Below are 20,853 nucleotides of genomic sequence, written 5' to 3' on the forward strand. Positions count from 1 at the left end.
CTCACAATGCGATCCATTGAAACAAGCAGGGAATCCCACGCCGCCGAACGCGCGTTCATCGAGAACAACGCATTGATGCTGCGCGCGGTGGGCATCGGCAAGACCTTCACGCTGCACGGCCAGGGCGGCGTGCAGATCGAAGCGCTCGCCAATGTCTCGCTCGATGTCGAGCGCGGCGAGTGTGTCGTGCTGGTTGGGCCTTCAGGCGCGGGCAAGAGTACGCTGCTGCGCTGTTTGTACGGCAACTACCTGGCCAGCTCGGGTTCGATTGTCATTCGCGACGCGGCAGCGAATGACGGGCTGCCGGTATCGATCACCGGCGCCGAACCGCACGACGTGTTGCGACTGCGCCGCGGCGTGGTCGGCTACGTCAGCCAGTTTCTGCGCGTGATCCCGCGCGTGCCGACGCTCACGCTCGTCGCCGAACCGCTGCTGTCGCGCGGCGTAGCGGAAGACGAAGCCCGTGCGCGCGCGGCCGAGCTGCTGGCGAGGCTGAACGTGCCCAAGCGACTGTGGTCGCTCGCGCCCGCCACCTTCTCCGGCGGCGAACAACAACGCGTGAACATCGCCCGCGGTTTGATCGCCGGGCATCCGCTGCTGCTGCTCGACGAACCCACGGCCTCGCTCGACGCGGAGAACCGCGACGTGGTCGCCGATCTGATCGTCGAAGCGCGCGAGCGTGGCGCGGCGATCGTCGGCATCTTTCATGACGAAGATACCCGCAACAAGGTGGCCACGCGCCGTCTCGAACTCCAGCCGCCGCTACGTCACTAATTGACACGAAACGGCACTAAACTGAACCACTGAGCTGAAACACTGGGTCAAGCACTGAATCGAACAGCGCAGTGCAGCACTCAGGCCAGACTACGGAGCAAGTCGATGTTGATCAGGAACGCTCGCATCGTGACGCGAGACGAGGTATTTACCGGTGTGATACGCATCGAAGACGGCGTGATTCGCGACGTCGAACGTGGCACGACCTCGGCACGCGAGGCGGAAGATTGGGACGGCGACTATCTGTTGCCGGGTCTGATCGAACTGCACACGGACAACCTCGAGAAGCATCTGGCGCCGCGTCCGGGCGTGCAATGGAATACCGATGCCGCCTTCGTGATCCACGACGCGCAAGTGGCGGCAGCCGGCATCACCACGGTGTTCGACGCCCTCGCGATCGGTTCGCGCACGAACGTAGGGTTACGCGGCCGCGACCTGCAAACGCAATGCGCCGAATCCCTCACGCGCTTTTCCGAACGCAAGCTGCTGCGTGCCGAACACTTTCTGCATCTGCGCTGCGAAATCGCCACCGCCGACGTGGTCGAGGTGTTCGATTCGTTGTGCGCGCATCCGTTGCTGCGGCTTGCCTCGGTGATGGATCACACGCCCGGTCAACGTCAATGGCACGACCGCGAACAATGGCGCCGCTTCCAGGAGCGCAACGGCAAGCTGACCGACGAACACGTGGCGACCGCGCTGGCCGAACTGAACGTCGAACAGGAGCGTTACGCCGACGCACACCGCCGCGAGATCGTCACGCGCTGCAACCGGCTCGGCATTCCGGTGGCAAGCCACGACGACACGCTGATCGAACACGTCGAACAGGCCAAGGCCGAAGGCATCGTGCTGGCCGAATTTCCGACCACGCGCATCGCCGCCGAGGCGGCACGCGAGCATGGCATTTCGACCATCATGGGGGCGCCGAATATCGTGCGCGGCGGTTCGCATTCGGGCAACGTGTCGGCGCTTGAACTGGCCAAGGCAGACTTGCTGGATATCCTGTCTTCGGATTACGTGCCGTCCAGTTTGATGACGGCCGTATTCGAACTGGTCGGCAAGGCCGGCTGGACCCTGCCGCGCGCCATGGCGACGGTTTCCGCCGAGCCTGCCCGCACGGCGGGCCTGCATGACCGCGGGGCGATCGAAACGGGATTGCGCGCGGATTTCGTGCGGGTCACGATGCTCGACACGCTGCCAGTGCCGCGCGCGACGTATCGCGCCGGTGCGCGGATCGTCTGACGATGTTGTCAGGCCTCGCTGGTGACCTCGCTGGTGACGGGCAGCAGGGGTTCGACCGCGGCCCAGCGCGTCCAGCGGGGTGTCTGGTCAGGCGCTTCGACACGCAGGGTGCGTGAGCCGTCACCGAAAACCAGCGATTCGATATTGAATGCGCTCCCCTCTTCGATGCCGGCGTCGCGCACGTGACCGGACTGGTAGGTGAAACTGAGATTACCTTCGCGCAACAAATCGAAATAGGCGTTGAAGTCGGTCGTTGATGAACGTGTGCCCCAGCGATTCAGGAGGGTGGCGGCGATTTCGGCGTCGTACATTGTGGACCTCTCTGGGCGAAACCCGTGTCCTGACTATAGCTGAAAAACGCGTATCGTGCTGCAGCGCACCATTATTGATCTCTCCGGCCCTTTCCATGACCGCTCGCGCCCCGCTCAGACCGCCTCCACGCATCTCCTGCATCATTTGCGCCTACAACGAGGCGCCCCGCATCGGTGCGGTGCTGGCGGTGGCCTGCGCGCATCCTTTGCTTGCTGAAGTCATCGTGGTGGACGATGGTTCAACCGACGGCACCGCCGATGTGGCTGCGCGTTTCGCGTCGGCGCAGCTGATCCGGTGCGCCGAAAACCGCGGTAAAAGCGCCGCCATGGCAGTCGGCATCGCTGCCGCGCGCGGCGAACTGCTGATGCTGCTCGATGCCGATCTGAAGGGTCTGACCGCCGAAAGCATCAGCGCACTCGCGCTGCCCGTTTTGCAAGGCAGCGCGCAAGTGAGCCTGAGCCTGCGCCAGAACAGTCTGCTGGCATTCCGCGCCATCGGCCTCGACTTCGTCTCCGGCGAACGCGTGGTCAACAAAGCGCTGCTGAGCGAAGTCCTGCAGGAGGTTCACGGCTTGCCACGCTTCGGGGTCGAAGTGCTCATGAACCGCCGCATCATCGCGCGCCGTCTGCCGATTGCGGTGACGCACTGGCCACACGTCACGCAGGCTCGCAAAACCGAGAAACTCGGGTACTGGAAGGGCATGCGTGCGGAATGGCGCATGATCGCGGACCTCCTGAAAGCGGTCTATCCGCTCGCGCTGATTTCACAGACCTTTCAAATGCTTCGCTTACGCATCGACCACGGTGCACGCGCGAGTTTTGCGGCACGCATCCGGAAAGTGCCCGATCCCGATAGTCCACGCTAGTTCGCGCTGAAGCACGTATCGAACCTGCCGAGCCCAGCGAGCGGCGCTGTTCCGTTCGCTCCCAGCCCGCGAGGGATCAATCGGCGGTCGACAGTGAGTTGCGTCCCCTCGTTGCAAGCGCAACGAAACCGGCCGCACCGAGCATCAAGGGGCTGTAAAGCGTCGCGAAACGCCACAGCACCAGTGCCGTCGCGATGCCCGCGCGGGGAACCCAGCTCGCGAATGCCGCGGCCAGAGCGATATCGCCAGTGCCGCCGCCCGCCGGCACACCGGTCCACAACGCGGCATGCAGCACGACTGCCTGTACGGCCAGAACGAAACCCAATGGCAGGCGGTAACCGAGCTCGCGCAAGATAAACCAGAGGGCGCCATAACGCAGCAGCCACTGCAGCGTCGTGAGCAGACACAACGCTGCGAGCCGCCACTTGGGTCCGGCCACCAGTTCCAGCCATTGCCGGCGAACGCTGTGGAAAAACCGGCGCAATCTCGCGCGGCGCTCATCGAGCCAACGAACACGCCGGCCGGCGGCGCCCAATGCCGCCGCCATACGCCGCCGGTTCATCCAGCAGATTCCACTCAGACATGCTGCGGCGGCCAGCCCTCCCAACACGAGCGGCGCACTCGCGCGCGGAATCACTTGCGTCAGCGGCCCGAAGGCAAACAGCAGGGAAACCGGTACGGCAGTCGCGAAGAACGCGAGATCGAGCGCCTGATCCGCGCCGACGACCGTGGTCGCAAGCGACCAGGATGCGCCGGCACGCTGCAACAGGCCGATGTTGACGCCATAACCCGCCGCGCCCAGCGGAGAAGCCAGGAACGCGAAATCGGTAGCCAGCGTGATGGCAAACGTGCGCAGGAAACTGACCCGGAACCCGAGCGCGGTCTGCATCAGATGCAGCTTGCCGGCTTTTGCCATCGCGCTGATTGCCGCACTCGCGGCAAGCGCGGCGAACACGTATAGGGAGACGTTGCGCAACCCGGCGAACGCCGCGTGCGAATTGAGAACGAAAGGCGCGCCGATGGCGAGGCCGATACCGGCAAGCGCCACCAGCACTGCCGCTTTACGCGTATGTGATCTGATCAACGAGGGCCTCAGCAAGTACAGCGTGGCCCTCCTTTCTTCACACGACGCAGCCTGCATGGAGTTACGTCGTGGGTGAAATCGAGGCCGTCCGGGCCTCATGGTAACCGCGCGACGCTGCGTTTTCGTGACTAGCGATCGGCGATTAGCGTTTGGCGGCCGGACGGCAATTGCCCCCATGCGACCAGCACCTGCTGGATGCTTCGCGCGTAGGCGTCGCGCTGCTTCGGTGATTCCGAATGGTACGCGCCGATCGCCCGCCAGGTATTGCCGTATTTGACCATTTTCTGCTTCAGCAGCCACGCGGCCACGTAGACATTCACGCACGGATCGGTCAACGCGCGGTGCGGCACCCCCTCGCGCGCGAGGTCGCCGAAATGAATCGAGTTGATCTGCAACTGGCCGACGTCGATCGAACCGTTTGCGTTCTGATGTATCGCGCCCGCGTCACCCTTCGATTCATACCAGGCAACGGCGCGCAGTATCCAGGGATTGACGCCCTGGTAGGCGGCGGCCTCATTGAAACAATCGTCGGCTGCGTGTGCCGCACCGGATATCGATAGCCACGCCAGCGCAATACAGAAGATTTTCAAGGACACGATTCATCCTTTCGCGTGATCGCGATAAGAATTGGGAGGCGCAGACCCGAGGGCTGCAGACCCGGGAGTTGCAAGCCAATGGCCGGATTACTTGACCATGGCCTGATCGATCTGCCGTTGTACGGCGTCGAGGTAAGTGTGCGAGGCATCGGACACCACGATCCGGATAACCGGCGTCGTCGGACCCTTGCGTTCCTGAACCTGGACCGGCGCACGCGACTTCTTTCGATGCGTCGCCGGCTTCAGCGGCAAATCATCATCAGCGCCGCTCGGCGGCGGCAGCATCGCGAGCGACGGCAACGGCGGATAAACCTTGTCCGCCGCAGCGGGGAGCGCGGCGGCGATCGCGCCGGCCGACTGCAGATCCGTTCCCGGCTGGCCGGCAAAAGCAGGCACGGCAAGCAGCGTGGCCACTGTCAGTAAGGTAATTCGAAGCATCGCGCTGGCCTCCTTCATTGCACCGTCCTGATCGACACGCTATACGCTTGACCCAGGCCAGCGGTTCGATTTTCGAAACTCACCTTCGACATGCGCTGCGCAGGCACGCCCTTCCATACCGCCTGGTTCAGGTACGCGAAATCCTGACCCAGCGCGGTGACCAGCACGACCGTGGACTGCTGTTGCGCGGCGGCCAATGCGCCTGCCTTGGTCAGCACGGCGGTGAGTTGCGGGTCATGCGCACCGAGCGCATCCGGCGGAATCTCGAAGCTGATGACTTCGTTGGGCGCCTTATCCGCGTGCGCGGCATTCTGCGCGGGCATCTGTGCGCACCCGGCCAGCGCGAGAACGGCTGCCAAAAACCACACCTGTCGCTTCACACCTCTCTCCAGTCAATCCCGTTGCCATAGCAATGTTTTCGGCAGGCCCGTGGGAAAAGTTGATAGGTCGAAAACGCGCCCGCGAAAATCAAAAAGAGTTACCTCAAGATCGGCGCAAACGATTGCTTCGACGCTCGACGAAGGGGCGAACGAGGCGAAGTTCCCTCGCGTTTTGAGGAGAATATTCGTATGAGGATTGTGGGGTTGGAGACGCGGCGGAAGGAGGTTCCGCGGGGCAGGCGGGTATGAAACAGGCTGGCTGGCGCTGCGGGGATAACACACCCATAGCCGTAAGTATGCGGGCGAGCCGCCGGACTATTGGGCTTGGGCTTGGAACTCGGAACTCGGACCCGGATTCAGGCTATCGAGCTATCGGCACACCGGTCTAAGCCGACAGCGGCACGCGCTCCGGTTCATCCGCATCGAACCACGCTGGATTGCGCGCGGCAATCGGACCGAGCGACATCAGAATCTCGCGCAGATGGCTGCGCATCGCCTCTTCAGCGGCGCTCGGGTCGTGCGCGCGAAGGCCCGCCAGAATTTTTGCGTGCTGCTTGATCAGCAGATCGAGCGGCGAGACGTCGGGCAAACTCAGATAACGCACCCGATCCATCTGCGCCTTGATGTCCTGAATCGTTTCCCATGCCGCCGTGCAATCGATCGCCTGGGCGATCGCAAAATGAAACGCCTCATCAAGCGCGAGGAAGGCGGCGGTGTCGTTCGATTTCGCCGCGAGCTTCTGGTCGCGAAGGTTGTCGGCCAGCGCTTGCAACTGCGTGTCGGTAATCGACACGGCTGCCTTCTTCACCACCGCCGTCTCGATCGCTTCGCGAATGAAGCGCCCTTCCCGCACCTGGCGCGGCGAAATGCGCTTCACGAAGGTGCCACGCTGCGGCAATACCTGAAGCACGCCCGCTTCGACCAGCTTGATGAACGCCTCCCGCACCGGTTGCCGCGACACCTGAAACAGGTCGGACACTTCCTTCTCCGAGAGCGGCGTGCCCGGCACCAGCTGACCGACGAAAATCGCCTGGCGCAGCGCACGAAAAATCTGCTTGCCGATCGGCTCGTGCGAGTCGAATGAGACGCTGGCGGTCAGGTCCGGCAGTTCGACGCGCGCGCCGGCCTGCACGCTCGCGCGGCGGCGTGTGCGGGGCGCGACGAGCGTGGCGTCGGAGGAGAAAGAAGACGCGTTGGCGTGGAGGTTCTTGGTCGGCATCGGACAAAGCAGCGAATGAATAGCGAGGAAGGCGGCACACGCCATGAATATCCCCCGGATATCCACTAGCGCGTGTCGCACCATACTACCATGCACGTTTCATGTTCAACGCGCTCGCTCGCGGCTCGCGAATCCACACCAGTGAACATACCGCGCCCAGCACGGCAATCGCACCCGCTAACACGAACGCACTGGCGTAATTACCGTGCGTCGCTTCGACGATGAAGCCGGTCACCGCGGGGCCGATCACGCCGGCCAGATTCGCCAGCAAGTGTACAAAGCCCCCTACGCCGCCGACATGTTCGCGCGGCACGGTGTCCTGAATCACGGCCCAATACACCGCGCCCGTTACATACAGGAAGAAGATCGACACCGACATCAGCGCGACCGCCCCCTGAGTACTGGCGACACGCCCGGCCAACGCAACGCACACCGCCGCCGCGCCGAGACAACTGCCCAGCACGAGCTTGCGCGACAGCAGCGGCTTGCCGGTCAGGCGCAAGATGAAGTCGGAGATGAAACCGCCCGCTGCGAGTCCGATACTGCCCAGCAGCCACGGAATCACCGTGGCGAAGCTCATGTCGCGCAGGCTCAGGTGATGCGCTTCGGTCAAATAGGTGGGGAACCACGACAGAAAGAAAAACAGTACGTAGTTGTATGAGAAGAACGCGAAGGCCGTCGCGAGAATAATCGGTTTGCGCAGGAAATGCCGCAGGCCGAGGCGCGCGCCGCTGGCCGAATGCGCGATCGCATGTTCGTCCGCCTGGCCGGCGCGGATGAGTTCGATCTCGTCAGGCGTGACGCGCGAATTTTCGTGCGGATGTTCGGTCGTCGTCGCCGCCCACAAGACGAGCCACAGAAGTCCCAGCAGCATGATCGCGACAAAGGCCCAGCGCCAGCCGAACTGCACCGCCATGAAGCCGACCACCGGCCCCGCCAGCGCGCCGCCGAGCGGTGTGCCTGAACTGATTACGCCAATCGCGCTCGCGACTTCCTTGCGCGGGAACCAGTTATTGACCATCTTGCTGTTCGACGAGCTGAACGGACCTTCGCCCATGCCGAACAGCACGCGCAGCACGATCAGCGAACCAATGCCGCTGGCCAACGCGGTCGCGCCGCAAAACACCGACCACACGCCCATCGCGGTGCCGAATACGCGTTTCGCACCGACCTTGTCCGACAGCACGCCACCGACAAAATTGAACAGCGCATAGCCGATGAAAAAACTGCTGAACACGATGCCCATCTGCGCATGCGAGAAGTGCAGGTCTTTCTGGATCAGCGGTGCGGCGATCGACAGCGCCGAGCGGTCGAGATAGTTGATGACGCCGGCCAGAAACAGCAGCGCAACGACAAACCAGCGTTGACTCTTGAACATGAGGTGTCTCCTTCTGATCGCCTCTTGGTGGGCGTTTGAATGGCTCAAATAGCTTGATTGGTGTGGCGAGGCGCTGCGCTGCTGCGGTGAGGTGCAACGCCTCATGCCACGGTCGATATTTAGTCGAAGTTCAGATGCACCTTCATGGACTGGGAGCGGTCGAGTGCCACTTCGAATGCGCGGTTCGCGTCACGCATCGCGAACGCATGCGTCATGAGCGGGCGCAAGTCGAGCTTGCCGGAGGCGATTTCATCGGCGGCGATAGCGTATTCGCCGGTGAAGCGGAACGAACCTTGATAGCGGAGTTCTTTCGACATCACCAGGTTCGCCGCCACCGGCGATTGGCCGGCAGGCAGATTGCCCACCTGAATCACCGTGCCGCCCGCGCGCGCCGCACGCAGCGCCGTATCGAGTCCGGCGGGACTGCCCGATGCCTCGATGACCACATCGAACGTGCCGCGTTGCGCGGACCATTGATCGATCGTGGTGCAGTCTGTCGCGTTCACGATCTGATCCGCACCGAGTTGCTGCGCAATCTGCAACGCCCGATCCGAAAGATCCAGCGCGACCACGCGATGAGCACCCGCACGGCGCGCCACACTCAGCAGAATGCAACCAATCGGCCCACACCCCACCAGCAAGACACTGGCGCCGACGAGCGAACCCGCCTGCTTTACCGCATGCAACGCGACGGCGAGCGGTTCGGCCATCGACGCCTGCGCAAAATCGACGCCGTCCGGAACAGGTACACATTGCCGCGCCGCGACGACGATGTACTGCCGGAACATGCCCTGCGTGTGCGGAAACGTCGATGCGCTGCCCATGAAACGCATGTTCAGACAATGATTCGGCATGCCACCGACGCAAAAACGGCACGTCCCGCAGGCAAGTCCCGGATTGACGGCGACACGCTGCCCGGGTGTCAGGCGATGCTCCGCACTCACGCCCTCGCCGAGCGAATCGATTTCGCCGGCCACTTCATGTCCGAGCACGAACGGCTCGCGCACCGCGAAATCACCACTCTTGCCTTTGAAGTAATACGACAGATCGGACCCGCAAATGCCACCGGCACGCACGCGTACTCGCACCTGGCCGGGACCGGGAACAGGCGGCTCGACTTCGTCGATGCGGATCAGTTTGGGTTCGTGAAGCACGGCTGCGAGCATGAAGGACTCCGGTATGGCAAAGGTTTCGCGCTCAGCTCAGCGCCGCGCGAAAGAAGACGAAGATGAGGACGCAAGCGCTTGCGCGGCCGTAGGCGCTTCCACCGGCTCGGCGCCGCCCCAATCGTGGAGATCGCCACCACGGCGCAGAGGCGCGGTTTCCGGCAATGCAAAGAGCGATACAGCCGACACGATGCCGAGCACGGCCACGTAGATGATCAACGCGAGCGAATTGCCATGCGTGGCCTGAATCAGTTTGACGGCCAGCAGTCCGAGCAAACCACTGCCGAGCAACGAACCAATCTGCCAGATCAGCGCGATACCGCTGCACCGCACGCGCGCGGGGAAGAGTTCGGGGAACAGCGCCGCTTGCGGTGCGTAGCAAAGGCTATGGCCTACGCTGATGGCGAGAATCATCACGAGCTGGATCGCCGCGCGATTGCCGCTATCGACCGCCATGAAGAACGGCACCACCAGCGCCACGTGCAATAAAGCGCCCGCAATAAAGGTCGGCCGCCGCCCAATACGATCGGACAACGCGCCGGCGAGAGGAATCGTCACGAGTTCGAGCCCGACTGCGACGATTACCGTTTCGAGCAACATGCTTTGCGCGATGCCGTGGGCTTTGCCGTAGGCGAGCACGATCATCGTGTACATCGCAAAGGCGCAAGCCTCGATCAATTTGGCGCCGACACCTTTGACGATCGTCGGGCCGAACTGCCGCACCACTTCCACCACCGGACGCGAAGCCACGGCCTTGGTGCGCTGGATCGTCGCGAAGATCGGCGACTCCTCCGTGCGCAAGCGGATATACAGACCCACGGCAACCAGCAGCGCGCTGGCGAGAAACGGAATGCGCCAGCCCCAATCGAACAGCTGCGTCGGCGTCAACGTCGCACTGAGCAGCGCGAACAGACCCGACGGAATCAGGAAACCAGCCGGCGCGCCGAGTTGCACAAGACTTGCGAAAAAACCGCGCCGCGCAGGCGGCGCGTATTCCGCCGTGAGCAACACGGCGCCCGCCTGCTCGCCGCCCACACCGAAGCCTTGCAATATGCGAATCACGATCAGCGCAATCGGCGCCCAGATGCCGATCGACTGATAGTCCGGCAACAGGCCGATAGCAAACGTCCCCAAACCGACGATCAGGATCGTCACGATCAAGGCCTTCTTGCGGCCGACGCGATCGCCGAAATGACCGAACACGATGCCGCCCAGCGGCCGCGCCAGAAAGCCGACCGCGTAGGTAGCAAAAGCGGCGAGCGTGCCGATCAACGGATCAGCAGAAGGAAAGAATTTCTGGCCGAACACCAGCACGGCGGCCGTGCCGTAGACAAAGAAGTCGTAGTACTCGGCCGCCGTACCGATGGTCGAGGCGAAGGCCACGCGACGCAGCATGGCAGTGCTGGCCGGCGCGGTGGTTTGCGGACGTGCTGGGTTCACGCGTGTCTCCATGATTTGTAGTTGGGATGGGTCGAGCGAAATCAGCTCACCAGTTCCACAGCGTTCCGTCTTCGAGACGCGCGACCGGCAGATAGGCCGGGTCGTAGGGATAGCGCGCGGCCGCTGCTTCGTCGATATCGACGCCGTGACCCGGGGCTTCGCCGGGATGCATCATGCCGCGCTCGAAACGCCATGCATGCGGGAATACGTCGAGCGCTTCCGCCGGAAAGCCCATGTATTCCTGCACGCCGAAATTAGGCACCCACAGATCGAAGTGCAGCGCCGCGCCCATGCACACCGGCGACAGATCCGACGGCCCGTGGCAACCGGTTCGCACCTGGTAGAGCGAAGCAAAATCCGCAATACGCCGCAGATGCGTAATGCCGCCCGCGTGCGTCAGGGTCGCGCGGATATAGTCGATCAGTTGCTCTTCGATCAACTGCTTGCAATCCCAGATGCTATTGAAGACTTCGCCTACCGCGATCGGCGTGACCGTGTGCTCGCGAATCAGCCGGAAGCCGGCCTGGTTTTCCGCGGGCGTTGGGTCCTCCATCCAGAACAGGCGATATGGCTCGACCGATTTGCCGAGGCGCGCGGCTTCGATCGGCGTCAAACGATGGTGGACGTCATGCAGCAAATGCGTATCGAAGCCGAACTTGTCGCGCACCGCTTCAAAGAGCTTCGGTACAAAGTCGAGGTACTTTTCCGACGACCAGCTTTGTTCCTCGACCGCGCCCTTGGTGGCGGGCTCATACATGCCGCTGCCTTTCGACACGCCGTACACCGAGCGCATATTCGGCACGCCGCATTGAATGCGAATCGCCTGATAGCCGGCTTCGATGTGTTCCGCGTAACGGTCGAGCGCTTCGGGAATATCGCGGCCGGTGGCGTGGCCGTACACCATCACGCCTTCTCGCGAGGCGCCGCCGAGCAGCTTGTACAGCGGCATGCCCGTTACTTTGCCGAGAATGTCCCACAGCGCCATATCCACCGCGGCGATCGCCGTCATCGTGACCGGGCCGCGGCGCCAGTACGCGCCTTTGTAGAGGTATTGCCAGGTGTCTTCGATCCGGCCGGGATCGCGGCCGATCAGCAAGGGACACACGTGGTCTTTCAGATACGAAGCAACCGCGAGTTCGCGGCCGTTCAGCGTTGCGTCGCCAATGCCGTGTACGCCCTCGTCCGTGACGATTTTCAAGGTGACGAAATTGCGGCCCGGGCACGTGACGATCACATCGGCGCGAACGATCTTCATGACATCTTCCTTGCAGAGGCGAGTCGCGAACCACGCGGAACGGCGGCAGGCGACACGCTGTTTTTTCACGTCGGTTTCGAGCGCCGGTCGAGGCGAAAATCGCACGCGTCAACCTGTCTCAAACCGTTTGAACGATGCTACCATACAAGTATAGCGAGACGTCAAATCAGGGTTTTCCCGCTGAACGGCGTCGTCCCGAAGCCTTTTCGTCGTCTGGATTTCATGACATGAGCTCTGCCGCCACCTTGCCTCGCCTTGTCCGCCAAGCGCTGCCCGCGCTGCAAACGCATCTGCTGTCACCGCAATGGCAGGAGCCGCGCATCGGCATCGTTCATCTGGGGATTGGCAACTTTCATCGCGCACATCAAGCCCTCTATACGGAGGAGGCCATGCTTGCCGCAGGCGGCGACTGGGGCATTTGCGGCGTCACGCTGCAAGGCGATGTCGGCAAACGCGACGCGCTGATGGCGCAGGAAGGCCTGTATAGCGTGGTGGAACGCGGGCCGCACGGCGCGAAGGTGACGGTCGTGCGCGCACTGCGCGAAGTGCTGGCCATGCCGCACGATCGCGCCGCCCTGTTCGCGCGCCTCGCGGATCCGCTGGTACGGATCGTCTCGTTGACCGTCACGGAAAAAGGCTACTGCCGCGACCTGAAAACCGGCGAGGTCGCGCTGGACGATCCCGCCGTTTCACACGATCTGGCTTACCCGCTCGAACCGCGCACGGTCCCGGGCATCCTCGTCGCGGCATTGCGCCAGCGGCGCAACGGCGCGAATGGCAAACCGTTCACGGTGCTCTCGTGCGACAACCTTTCCCATAACGGCGCCGCGTTACGCCAGGTGGTCTGTTCATTCGCGCGGCAACACGATCCTGAGTTGGCCGACTGGATCGCCACCCACGTTGCGTTCCCATCGACGATGGTCGACCGTATCGTGCCGGCCACCACGGACGCCGAACGCATCACCGTGGCCCACGCAATCGCTCATGAGGACGCCGCGCCGGTGCCATGCGAGCCGTTCCGGCAGTGGGTCATTGAAGATCGCTTTCCCGAGGGACGTCCCGCATGGGATTTAGTCGGCGCACAACTCGTCGAGGACGTGACGCCGTTCGAACTGGCGAAGCTGCGCATGCTGAACGGCACGCACTCGACGCTGGCCTATCTGTCGATGCTCGGCGGCTTCGAGACGATCGACGCAGCGATCTCTCACCCGCCCATGCGCCATCTCATCCACGCGATGATGACGGAAGAAATCGCGCCGACGCTGACCATGCCTGCCTCATTCGACCTGTCCGCCTACCGGGACGCATTGCTCGAGCGCTATGCAAATCCGGCGCTGAAACATCGCTGCGCGCAGATCGCAATGGACGGCAGCCAGAAAATTCCACCGCGTCTGCTCGCCACGATTGCGGCGCGGATCGACGCAGGTCAATCGTTCACGCGTCTCGCGCTGGCAATAGCAGCCTGGATGATGTTTTTGCGCGGCCATGCGGACGACGGCACGCGTTATGAAATCAGCGATCCGCTGGCCGGCAGATTGAAGACGCTCGCGGCATCCGCGCAGGGCGAGCCGCAGGCGCTGATGGACGCCCTATTGTCTGTGCGTGAAGTGTTTCCAGCGGATCTGGCCGCCCTTCCCGGGTTTAGAAAGGCCCTTCAGCATGCATTGCAGTTGCTGCATGAAAACGGCGCACGGGGAGCGATTGCGGCATTGCAATGAGTTCGCGTCCCGTCGGCGCCTCAGGCCGTCGGCTCCGCCTCATGGCCTTCCGGTGCCCCTTCGCCCGCTTGTTCCCGCTCCCGCGTCCGCGCCGCCAGCACATCCTGGTAGCGCAAATACCCACACCGTCCACCGGCTTTGGCTGCATACATCGCCGCGTCGGCGTGGAGCAGCAGCTCCTCCACCGTCGCGCTATCGTCCGGAAACTGGCTGATGCCGATGCTCGCGCCCACCGTCATGCTTTGTCCTTCGATCAGCAGTTCTTCGTTCAACGCGCCCATGATCCGCGAGGCAATCCCTGGCGCGGCCTCGGCGGAGCGCGGCCCCTCGATCAACACGATGAACTCATCCCCGCCGAGCCGTGCCGCAACATCGGCCGTGCAGAGCACCTTCTTCAGCCGCAGCGCCACGGCAGCGAGCACCTTGTCTCCGATCGAATGGCCGAACTGGTCGTTGATCTGCTTGAAGCGGTCGAGGTCGACGAACAGCACGGCGAGCCCTTCCTGACGCCGTGTCGCTTCCCCGATCGCCGCCTCGAGCTTCTGCATGAATAACATGCGGTTCGGCAAGCCGGTCAACCCGTCATGCGTGGCGAGATGCACGAGTTCACGCTGCTTGTTATGCAGCACATCCATTTGCGACCTGATTTCCCGGCGCAGACGATCGAAGCAGCGCGCCAGAATGCCAATCTCGTCGGTACGTTTGAGCGGCAGCGTTTCCATGGCGTGCTCGGCGAACAGATGGGTCGCCGCGTACGCGAGACTATGCAAAGGCTTGGTCAGCGCGCGCGCAAACAGAATCGCCAGGAGCAGTGCCAAGATGCTGAAGATCAGCACCATGCGGATGATTCTGTTACCCAGTTGAGTGGCGCCGGACAATACATCCTCGAGCGGCTTGCCGAGACCGATCACGATAAACCGGTTGCCCTCGGATGCGCCGAACGGTCTGCGCACGAAAGCAAGCACCTGACCGGCCGCCTGGCGCGGGCGCTCGAGGCCGTTCAGCAGAACTTCGCTTTTTGACTGATCGAAGAGGGGCCGGGTCGCGGAAAAACTATCCTGCATCAGAACGCGGCGCCCCCTGTCGAAGCCGAACGTTTTCGAGGCGTCCGGATGGACCAGGAAATCCCCCCATTCGTTGGCGAGATAAACCTGATAGTCGCTCGGCAAATCGCTTTGCAAACGGTTGAGCAGGCGGGCCAGATCGATATCGATAATCACGACGCCCACCACCGCCCCACTCGCGTCCGCCACCGGCGTGCCGAGCCGCAGCGTCGGCTTGCCGTCGGCGTCATGCGCGCCGTACTCGTGATTCACCACGATCGGCGAGGTGTAAATGCGTCCGGGCGAGAACGCCAGTGTGTCGAACACATAGGCAAACTGGCCTTTTTCCTGCAACCTGTTCCCCTCGACCCGCACCAGGCCGTCCGCATCACGGTCGTAACGGATCAGTTCGAGTCCGTAGTGCTTGCGGGTAATGAAACGAATTTGCAGGTACTCGGCGTGGTGCACCATGAAGCTGGCATACACCTGCGCCAACTGTTCGCGCGGCGCATTCGCGCCCACACCGTCGTCGGTCTGCGCGACGTCCGCTGAAGACGGCAAGCTCGCAAGCACCAGCGCGTCTGCGCCGACATCGTCGATCGCCACGGAAAAGCGCTCGCCCAGCAGTTCCGTTGAAGTCAGCAGGCTTTGCCCGGCTTCGTTCACCAGCATCGTACGATTGGCGCGGTATGTGTAATAGCCGGTCGCGCCGGACGCCAGCACGCCGATGCATGCAAGCAGAATCGATAACTTGAATGTCAGGCCGGGGCGCATCATCAAAAACGCTCCGACCTGTCGCCGGACACGATTCTGTTCCACAGTGCTTCGCGACGCTGCGCATCTTCCACTGGGCCGATCCAGACGATGTGCGCCTTGTCGCTGTTTTCCGCCGGCGCCGTCAGCGTGTTGGCGAGCCCCTGACGTTGCGTCAACAGCGCACTAACCGCCGGTTCGAGCATGTAGTTGATCCACGCAAGCGCGAGCGGACGATCCTTTGCGGAACGCGTCATCGACCAGCAGTCCAGCCAGGCGAGTGCGCCTTCGTCAGGAATCACGTAGCCGACGTCAGCGCCGGCGCGGCGCAGCGATTCAACCTGCTGGGTGCCATAGTTACCGAACATCAAGGCAACGTTATGCTGGATGAAGAACGCGGTCGCTTCTTCCGGCAACGTGTAATAAGTCAGCAGGTTGCGGCGCAGATCGACGAGCTTGTGAGCAATCACGCGCATCTGCGTGGCGTCGAGCTGAAAGGGATGGGGATATCCCAGCGCCAGCGCAGTGAACGAGAAATTATGCTGGGCGCTATTGAAGTCGAGAACCTTGCCGCGGTAGCGCGGGTTCCACAATTCGCGCATCGAGCGCGGCGCGACGGCGATCTGCTTGCGGTCATAGATCAGCCCCATCGACGAATACGTGAATGGAATGGCGTACACATTGCCCGCCGAGGTCAGCCCTTCGATCGACGACTGCGCCTGAAACCGCGGCAACTGCTTTTTCGTATTCGGCAAACTGGCCAGATCGAGCGGCGCCAGCAGATTCGCGCGGGTATAGCGCTCGATTTCGGCTGTATTCGCCGCGAGCACATCGAACGGCGGCGTCGCCTGGGCATGCATCTGCGCCCATAGCGCCTCGTCGGAATCGACCAGCGTGACTTCGACCTTCGCGTTGTAGCGCGTCTCGAACGTCTTGACGACGTCGGCATCCGCATAACCGGGCCATGCCAGCACACGCAATACATTGCCGGCGGCCACGACAGGAGCAGAAGATAAAAGGCTACAACAGAAAGCGGCGTTTATCAGAAATGTCAAAAAACCGGAAAAACCGCAGCCGCGCAGCAACGTCGCGCGTGCCGTTGCGACTGCAATTCGGCGCCGGCGCGATAGTTTGAAACAGCGCATTTCGTCTGCCATCGAAATCGTGTGCATATACAACCGCTTAGCAGAAGGCCATTAAGACGAACGCAAAACAGGCGCGCGGGATTTAATCGCGGGCGGAGTGCTCGATGACTTTGTTCAGACAAATACCGATACGATCATGCGCTGCAAAGGCAGGCGTGCAGCGCGTCGATCATAGCGCCAAGCCCTGCATTTTTGGTTCCGGCCCCGCCTTGATTGAAAAAAACAACCGGTCAGGCGTGATTTAACAAAAATGCTCATCTGTATTTAACGGTTGTTCTTGCGAAATCTTTAACTTATCGACGACCAATTGAAACGATCGCGCGGGCGTCGTAATAGCCCGCAATAGGGAGCGGCGGTAAATAGCGCTATTTCCAATACGAGGTTTGCCGGCACAACGCATCTTGCGAAGCAGCCCGGCAAAGCGCTTCAATTAGCCAACTTCATTACGGCATCATTGCAAGACAACAGGCGGCGCACCGGGATCATGCAAGACGCATGGCCGCGCCGTCGAAATCGCCACCACACTCAGGCTTTAAAAGCTATTCCCTTGCGCCATCCGGTGTTTCACTAGCTACCCAATCTTTTTGAACTGATAAGCTTGGCGCGCGCTGCTGGCCGCCCCGGCCGGCAGCTTCAACCCAAGCCTGGTCGTAAGTCGCGCCAGGTGTCCCGTAGCGGCACAACCGCATACGGGCGTATTTGAACTACACCGAGGAGTTAAACAGTGAAAAAACTGCTAGCGGCTTTGACGGTTGCTCTGCTTGCTACCGTCTCGATTGGCGCACACGCTAAAGATTGGTCGACTATCCGTTTCGGCGTTGACGCCAGCTACCCTCCGTTTGAGTCCAAGGGCTCGGACGGCAAGCTCGCAGGCTTCGACATCGACCTCGGCAATGAAATCTGCGCGCGCCTGAAAGCCAAGTGCGTGTGGGTCGAAAACGACTTCGACGGCATGATCCCGGCCCTGAAGGCGAAGAAGTTCGACGGCGTGCTGTCGTCGATGTCCATGACGCCGCAACGCGCTGAGCAGATCGCCTTCTCGTCGAAGCTGTTCAACACGCCGACGCGCCTCGTCGCGAAGAAGGGTTCGGGCATCCTGCCGACCGCCGATTCGCTCAAGGGCAAGACGGTTGGCGTCGAGCAAGGCACGATCCAGGAAACCTACGCCAAGACGTACTGGGAAGCGAAGGGCACGAAGGTCGTGCCGTATCAGAACCAGGACCAGGTCTATGCCGACTTGCTGTCGGGCCGTCTTGACGCAGCGTTGCAAGACGCCGTGCAAGCCGACATCGGCTTCCTGAAGACGCCGCGCGGCGCGGGCTTCGACTTCGTCGGCAAGGACCTCGACGATCCGAAGATCCTCGGCAACGGCGCAGGCATCGGCATGCGCAAGGAAGACACCGATCTGAAGGCGAAGGTCGACAAGGCGATTGCCGACATCATCAAGGACGGTACGTACAAGAAGCTCGAGAAGAAGTACTTCGACTTCGACGTGTACGGCGGCTAAGCCAACCCGGCGCGTCTGACGGCGCGCTTGCCGGCTTGCAAAGACGGGCTCCGCACCACGCGGAGCCCGTTTCGTTTGCGAAAGCCGCCGCGCCGCACCGCCCAGACAGCGATCGAACCGGACGGGCCAGCCCGCGTGCCGCGCGCGATCCAGATGACCTCGCGCGAGACCACGCACGCCGTCATATCGGCTAAGATCGTGCGATCGAGGCGCTGCGAACCCGCCCGCCAATGACCGGCCTTGAAACCCCCTTTCCCACTGTAATCAACGACATAGCGCGGCACGCCTCACTTGCCCGCGGATTCGAAAACCATGCAAACCCAAACCCATCCGCTGATTGCCCCGACGCTCGGCACCGCCCGTAATCTGACGAGTTTTCACTACGGTCCCGGCGGCGGGCAGAAGATTTACATCCAGTCGTCGCTGCACGCCGACGAGTTGCCTGGCATGCTGGTGTCGTGGGCGCTGCGCGGCAAGCTCGCCGCGCTGGAAGCCGCCGGCAAGGTGCGCGGCGAAGTCGTGATCGTGCCGGTGGCCAATCCGATCGGCCTGAATCAGCACTTTCTCGGCCATCTGACGGGTCGCTTCGAGACCAACAGCGCGCAGAACTTCAACCGCAATTTCTATGAGCTGGCAGCGCTGGTTCAGCCCGGCATCGAAGCGCGCCTCACCGACAACATCGACGCCAATCGCACGGCGATCCGCGCGGCGATGCGTGAAGCGCTCGACGCGCAAAAGCCGGAAACCGAACTCGAATCGCAACGTCTGGCGCTGCAAAAGCTCTCGTACGACGCCGACGTCGTGCTCGATCTGCACTGCGACTGGGAAGCCGCGATGCACCTCTACACGAACCCGGACCTGTGGCCGGAAGTCGAGCCGCTCGCCTGTTATCTGGACGCCAAGGCGTCGCTGCTGGCGCTGAATTCGGTGGGCAATCCGTTCGACGAAATCCACAGCTTCTGCTGGTCGGATCTGCGCGGCCGTTACGGCGACCGCTTCCCGATTCCGAACGGCTCGATTTCGGTCACGATCGAACTGCGTGGTCAACGTGAAGTGTCGTATGAGTACGCTGAGCGCGACGCCCAGGCCATCATCGAGTACCTCACCTCGCGCGGCGTGATCGACGGCACACCGGCGCCCCTGCCGGCGCTCGAATTCGCCGCGACGCCTTTGGCCGGCGCCGAACCGATCGTCGCGCCGATGAGCGGCGTGCTCGTGTATCGCTGCGAAGTGGGTACCTGGGTCGACATCGGCCATGAGATCGCCGATATCGTCGATCCGTTGACCGACCGCGTCGTGACGCTGAAGAGCACCGTTGCCGGCGTGCTGTATGCGCGGCATTTGACGCGCTTCGCGACAGCCGGGCTGGAATTCGCGCGCATTGCCGGTGCGAAGGCGTTCAGAAGCGGGTCGTTGTTGAGCAACTAGGAAAACAACGGAAGCCGCGCTTTTCTGTATTCATCTGTGCAAGCCGCGTCCGCAAAGCAGATCGCCCGCCATTTCAGCGGGCGATCTGCGTTTACACCTCTGTTGCGAAAGAACGGATGACTCGAAGGCCGCTTATAAAACCGCTCAGAAAGCCGGAATGATCGCGCCTTTGAACTGCGTGTCAATGTACTTGCGCACTTCATCCGACTCATACGCCGCGACCAGCTTCTTGACCCACGGCTTGTCGCGATCCTGCGCACGCACGGCGATCAGATTCGCGTACGGACCCTTGAGGTCTTCGATCGCAATCGCGTCTTTCGTCGGCTGCAAGCCGGCCTTCACCGCGTAATCCGTGTTGATCGACGCCGCGTCGAGGTCGTCGAGCGAGCGCGGCAATTGCGCGGCGTCGAGTTCGATCAGCTTGATCTTCTTCGGATTCTCGGCGACGTCGAGCGGCGTGGCGTTGACGCCGTTCGTGCCGACGCCCGGCTTCAGCTTGATCACGCCGTACTTCTGCAACAGCAGCAGCGCGCGGTTGCCATTCGACGGATCGTTCTGGATGCCGACCTTCGCGCCTTCCGGCAAGTCCTTGAGCGACTTGAGCTTCTTCGAATAGAAGCCCATCGGCGAAACGTAGGTCAGGCCGACGTTGACGATCTTGTAGCCACGCTGCTTGATCTGGCTATCGAGAAACGGCTGGTGCTGGAAACCGTTAGCGTCGAGATCCCCTGAGTCGAGTGCCGCATTCGGCTGCACGTAGTCGTTGAATTCGATGACCTTCACATTCAGCCCCTCGCGCGCGGCCACCTTGGTCACGACCGACCAGATCTGCGCGTCCGGGCCGCTCATCGTGCCGACCTTCAGTTGTTTGTCGTCCGCGTGCGCAAACGTTGCCGTGAGCGAAACAGCGGCGATAGCGAGCAGATTCTGGATGATTTTTCGGCGTTGCATGCGTTTTTCCTCGAACAATCCTGATTGATAGGCGCGGATCGTCGCATGCAGCCGATGCCCCCGAAAACCAATCGTTTTTCACACACTTATATGCACGATCTGGAAAAAGCTTATGCGCTACGCGCCTTGCGTGATTTCAACCCGCAATGCTATGTGAGTGTC

At 62.2% G+C, this 20,853-nt stretch carries 19 protein-coding genes; 6 read left to right on the forward strand and 13 right to left on the reverse strand.

From position 1 onward, the window contains the following. Positions 1 to 6: 6 nt before the first annotated feature. Together phnL and PQQ95_RS05865 are read left to right on the forward strand one after the other, a co-directional pair. Complete coding sequence (gene phnL, locus PQQ95_RS05860) at positions 7 to 774, forward strand: phosphonate C-P lyase system protein PhnL (RefSeq protein WP_408435723.1); 768 nt, start codon at positions 7 to 9, stop codon at positions 772 to 774. 105 nt (positions 775 to 879) lie between these two features. Further along, positions 880 to 2,013 carry an alpha-D-ribose 1-methylphosphonate 5-triphosphate diphosphatase gene (locus PQQ95_RS05865; protein WP_408435725.1) on the forward strand — a complete coding sequence of 378 codons (1,134 nt, stop codon included), beginning with the start codon at positions 880 to 882 and terminating at the stop codon, positions 2,011 to 2,013. Between the two features lie 8 nt (positions 2,014 to 2,021). Here the strand turns inward: PQQ95_RS05865 and PQQ95_RS05870 are convergent, their stop codons facing one another. Further along, the gene (locus tag PQQ95_RS05870; protein WP_408435727.1) at positions 2,022 to 2,324 is read right to left on the reverse strand and encodes a hypothetical protein; all 303 of its coding nucleotides are present in this window, start codon (positions 2,322 to 2,324) and stop codon (positions 2,022 to 2,024) included. A 95-nt stretch (positions 2,325 to 2,419) separates the two neighbouring features. Here PQQ95_RS05870 and PQQ95_RS05875 point away from each other — a divergent pair, with 95 nt between their 5' ends. After that, complete coding sequence (locus PQQ95_RS05875; RefSeq protein WP_408435729.1) at positions 2,420 to 3,190, forward strand: glycosyltransferase family 2 protein; 771 nt, start codon at positions 2,420 to 2,422, stop codon at positions 3,188 to 3,190. 76 nt (positions 3,191 to 3,266) lie between these two features. Here the strand turns inward: PQQ95_RS05875 and PQQ95_RS05880 are convergent, their stop codons facing one another. The 9 genes from PQQ95_RS05880 to manD all read right to left on the reverse strand — a co-directional run bounded on the left by PQQ95_RS05880 (position 3,267) and on the right by manD (position 12,146). Then, complete coding sequence (locus tag PQQ95_RS05880) at positions 3,267 to 4,274, reverse strand: lysylphosphatidylglycerol synthase transmembrane domain-containing protein (protein ID WP_408435731.1); 1,008 nt, start codon at positions 4,272 to 4,274, stop codon at positions 3,267 to 3,269. A 128-nt stretch (positions 4,275 to 4,402) separates the two neighbouring features. Next, positions 4,403 to 4,870 carry a lytic transglycosylase domain-containing protein gene (locus tag PQQ95_RS05885; RefSeq protein ID WP_408435733.1) on the reverse strand — a complete coding sequence of 156 codons (468 nt, stop codon included), beginning with the start codon at positions 4,868 to 4,870 and terminating at the stop codon, positions 4,403 to 4,405. A gap of 87 nt (positions 4,871 to 4,957) precedes the next feature. After that, on the reverse strand, positions 4,958 to 5,308 hold the full coding sequence (locus tag PQQ95_RS05890) for a hypothetical protein (RefSeq protein ID WP_408435735.1): 351 nt from the start codon (positions 5,306 to 5,308) through the stop codon (positions 4,958 to 4,960). A 14-nt stretch (positions 5,309 to 5,322) separates the two neighbouring features. After that, positions 5,323 to 5,631, reverse strand: coding sequence for a hypothetical protein (locus tag PQQ95_RS05895; protein ID WP_408436114.1), 309 nt, complete (start codon positions 5,629 to 5,631; stop codon positions 5,323 to 5,325). 442 nt (positions 5,632 to 6,073) lie between these two features. Continuing rightward, positions 6,074 to 6,907 (reverse strand): GntR family transcriptional regulator, encoded by an 834-nt coding sequence (locus PQQ95_RS05900; protein ID WP_408436116.1) that lies wholly within the window; start codon positions 6,905 to 6,907, stop codon positions 6,074 to 6,076. An 85-nt stretch (positions 6,908 to 6,992) separates the two neighbouring features. Further along, a complete protein-coding gene (locus tag PQQ95_RS05905; protein WP_408435736.1) occupies positions 6,993 to 8,285 on the reverse strand; it encodes an MFS transporter in 1,293 nt (430 codons plus the stop codon). Positions 8,286 to 8,404: 119 nt separating this feature from the next. After that, positions 8,405 to 9,451, reverse strand: a complete 1,047-nt coding sequence (locus PQQ95_RS05910) for an L-idonate 5-dehydrogenase (protein WP_408435737.1) — start codon at positions 9,449 to 9,451, stop codon at positions 8,405 to 8,407. A 36-nt stretch (positions 9,452 to 9,487) separates the two neighbouring features. After that, entirely contained in the window at positions 9,488 to 10,891 is a 1,404-nt protein-coding gene (locus PQQ95_RS05915) for an MFS transporter (RefSeq protein WP_408435739.1), read from the reverse strand. A gap of 46 nt (positions 10,892 to 10,937) precedes the next feature. Beyond that, positions 10,938 to 12,146: a D-mannonate dehydratase ManD gene (gene manD, locus PQQ95_RS05920; protein ID WP_408435741.1), complete on the reverse strand. Its 1,209-nt coding sequence runs from the start codon at positions 12,144 to 12,146 to the stop codon at positions 10,938 to 10,940. Positions 12,147 to 12,373: 227 nt separating this feature from the next. Here manD and PQQ95_RS05925 point away from each other — a divergent pair, with 227 nt between their 5' ends. Beyond that, the gene (locus PQQ95_RS05925) at positions 12,374 to 13,864 is read left to right on the forward strand and encodes a mannitol dehydrogenase family protein (protein WP_408435743.1); all 1,491 of its coding nucleotides are present in this window, start codon (positions 12,374 to 12,376) and stop codon (positions 13,862 to 13,864) included. 20 nt (positions 13,865 to 13,884) lie between these two features. On the opposite strand, the gene PQQ95_RS05930 is transcribed toward PQQ95_RS05925, so the two are convergent. Next, positions 13,885 to 15,684, reverse strand: coding sequence for a diguanylate cyclase domain-containing protein (locus PQQ95_RS05930; RefSeq protein WP_408435745.1), 1,800 nt, complete (start codon positions 15,682 to 15,684; stop codon positions 13,885 to 13,887). Further along, positions 15,684 to 16,832, reverse strand: a complete 1,149-nt coding sequence (locus PQQ95_RS05935) for an ABC transporter substrate-binding protein (protein WP_408435747.1) — start codon at positions 16,830 to 16,832, stop codon at positions 15,684 to 15,686. Before PQQ95_RS05935 ends, PQQ95_RS05930 begins: the two co-directional genes overlap by 1 nt. 697 nt (positions 16,833 to 17,529) lie before the next feature. On the opposite strand from PQQ95_RS05935, the gene PQQ95_RS05940 reads away from it, so the two are divergent. Further along, the gene (locus PQQ95_RS05940; RefSeq protein WP_054042026.1) at positions 17,530 to 18,312 is read left to right on the forward strand and encodes an ABC transporter substrate-binding protein; all 783 of its coding nucleotides are present in this window, start codon (positions 17,530 to 17,532) and stop codon (positions 18,310 to 18,312) included. Positions 18,313 to 18,624: 312 nt separating this feature from the next. Next, positions 18,625 to 19,740, forward strand: coding sequence for a succinylglutamate desuccinylase/aspartoacylase family protein (locus PQQ95_RS05945; RefSeq protein WP_408435749.1), 1,116 nt, complete (start codon positions 18,625 to 18,627; stop codon positions 19,738 to 19,740). A gap of 144 nt (positions 19,741 to 19,884) precedes the next feature. Here PQQ95_RS05945 and PQQ95_RS05950 read toward each other — a convergent pair whose 3' ends face one another. Continuing rightward, positions 19,885 to 20,691 carry a MetQ/NlpA family ABC transporter substrate-binding protein gene (locus PQQ95_RS05950; protein WP_408435751.1) on the reverse strand — a complete coding sequence of 269 codons (807 nt, stop codon included), beginning with the start codon at positions 20,689 to 20,691 and terminating at the stop codon, positions 19,885 to 19,887. Between the last annotated feature and the right edge of the window lie 162 nt (positions 20,692 to 20,853).

Origin of the sequence: Paraburkholderia caffeinilytica (assembly GCF_046030355.1) — a bacterium.
In the GTDB taxonomy this organism is placed as follows: domain Bacteria; phylum Pseudomonadota; class Gammaproteobacteria; order Burkholderiales; family Burkholderiaceae; genus Paraburkholderia; species Paraburkholderia caffeinilytica_B.

What these genes read in the sequence shown, in the direction of transcription:
- phnL (WP_408435723.1), top strand. Translation starts at nt 7, where the DNA reads ATGCGATCCATTGAAACAAGCAGGGAATCCCACGCCGCCGAACGCGCG.
- PQQ95_RS05865 (WP_408435725.1), top strand. Translation starts at nt 880, where the DNA reads ATGTTGATCAGGAACGCTCGCATCGTGACGCGAGACGAGGTATTTACC.
- PQQ95_RS05870 (WP_408435727.1), bottom strand. Translation starts at nt 2,324, where the DNA reads ATGTACGACGCCGAAATCGCCGCCACCCTCCTGAATCGCTGGGGCACA.
- PQQ95_RS05875 (WP_408435729.1), top strand. Translation starts at nt 2,420, where the DNA reads ATGACCGCTCGCGCCCCGCTCAGACCGCCTCCACGCATCTCCTGCATC.
- PQQ95_RS05890 (WP_408435735.1), bottom strand. Translation starts at nt 5,308, where the DNA reads ATGCTTCGAATTACCTTACTGACAGTGGCCACGCTGCTTGCCGTGCCT.
- PQQ95_RS05895 (WP_408436114.1), bottom strand. Translation starts at nt 5,631, where the DNA reads ATGCCCGCGCAGAATGCCGCGCACGCGGATAAGGCGCCCAACGAAGTC.
- PQQ95_RS05900 (WP_408436116.1), bottom strand. Translation starts at nt 6,907, where the DNA reads ATGCCGACCAAGAACCTCCACGCCAACGCGTCTTCTTTCTCCTCCGAC.
- PQQ95_RS05905 (WP_408435736.1), bottom strand. Translation starts at nt 8,285, where the DNA reads ATGTTCAAGAGTCAACGCTGGTTTGTCGTTGCGCTGCTGTTTCTGGCC.
- PQQ95_RS05910 (WP_408435737.1), bottom strand. Translation starts at nt 9,451, where the DNA reads ATGCTCGCAGCCGTGCTTCACGAACCCAAACTGATCCGCATCGACGAA.
- manD (WP_408435741.1), bottom strand. Translation starts at nt 12,146, where the DNA reads ATGAAGATCGTTCGCGCCGATGTGATCGTCACGTGCCCGGGCCGCAAT.
- PQQ95_RS05925 (WP_408435743.1), top strand. Translation starts at nt 12,374, where the DNA reads ATGAGCTCTGCCGCCACCTTGCCTCGCCTTGTCCGCCAAGCGCTGCCC.
- PQQ95_RS05930 (WP_408435745.1), bottom strand. Translation starts at nt 15,684, where the DNA reads ATGATGCGCCCCGGCCTGACATTCAAGTTATCGATTCTGCTTGCATGC.
- PQQ95_RS05935 (WP_408435747.1), bottom strand. Translation starts at nt 16,832, where the DNA reads ATGCACACGATTTCGATGGCAGACGAAATGCGCTGTTTCAAACTATCG.
- PQQ95_RS05945 (WP_408435749.1), top strand. Translation starts at nt 18,625, where the DNA reads ATGCAAACCCAAACCCATCCGCTGATTGCCCCGACGCTCGGCACCGCC.
- PQQ95_RS05950 (WP_408435751.1), bottom strand. Translation starts at nt 20,691, where the DNA reads ATGCAACGCCGAAAAATCATCCAGAATCTGCTCGCTATCGCCGCTGTT.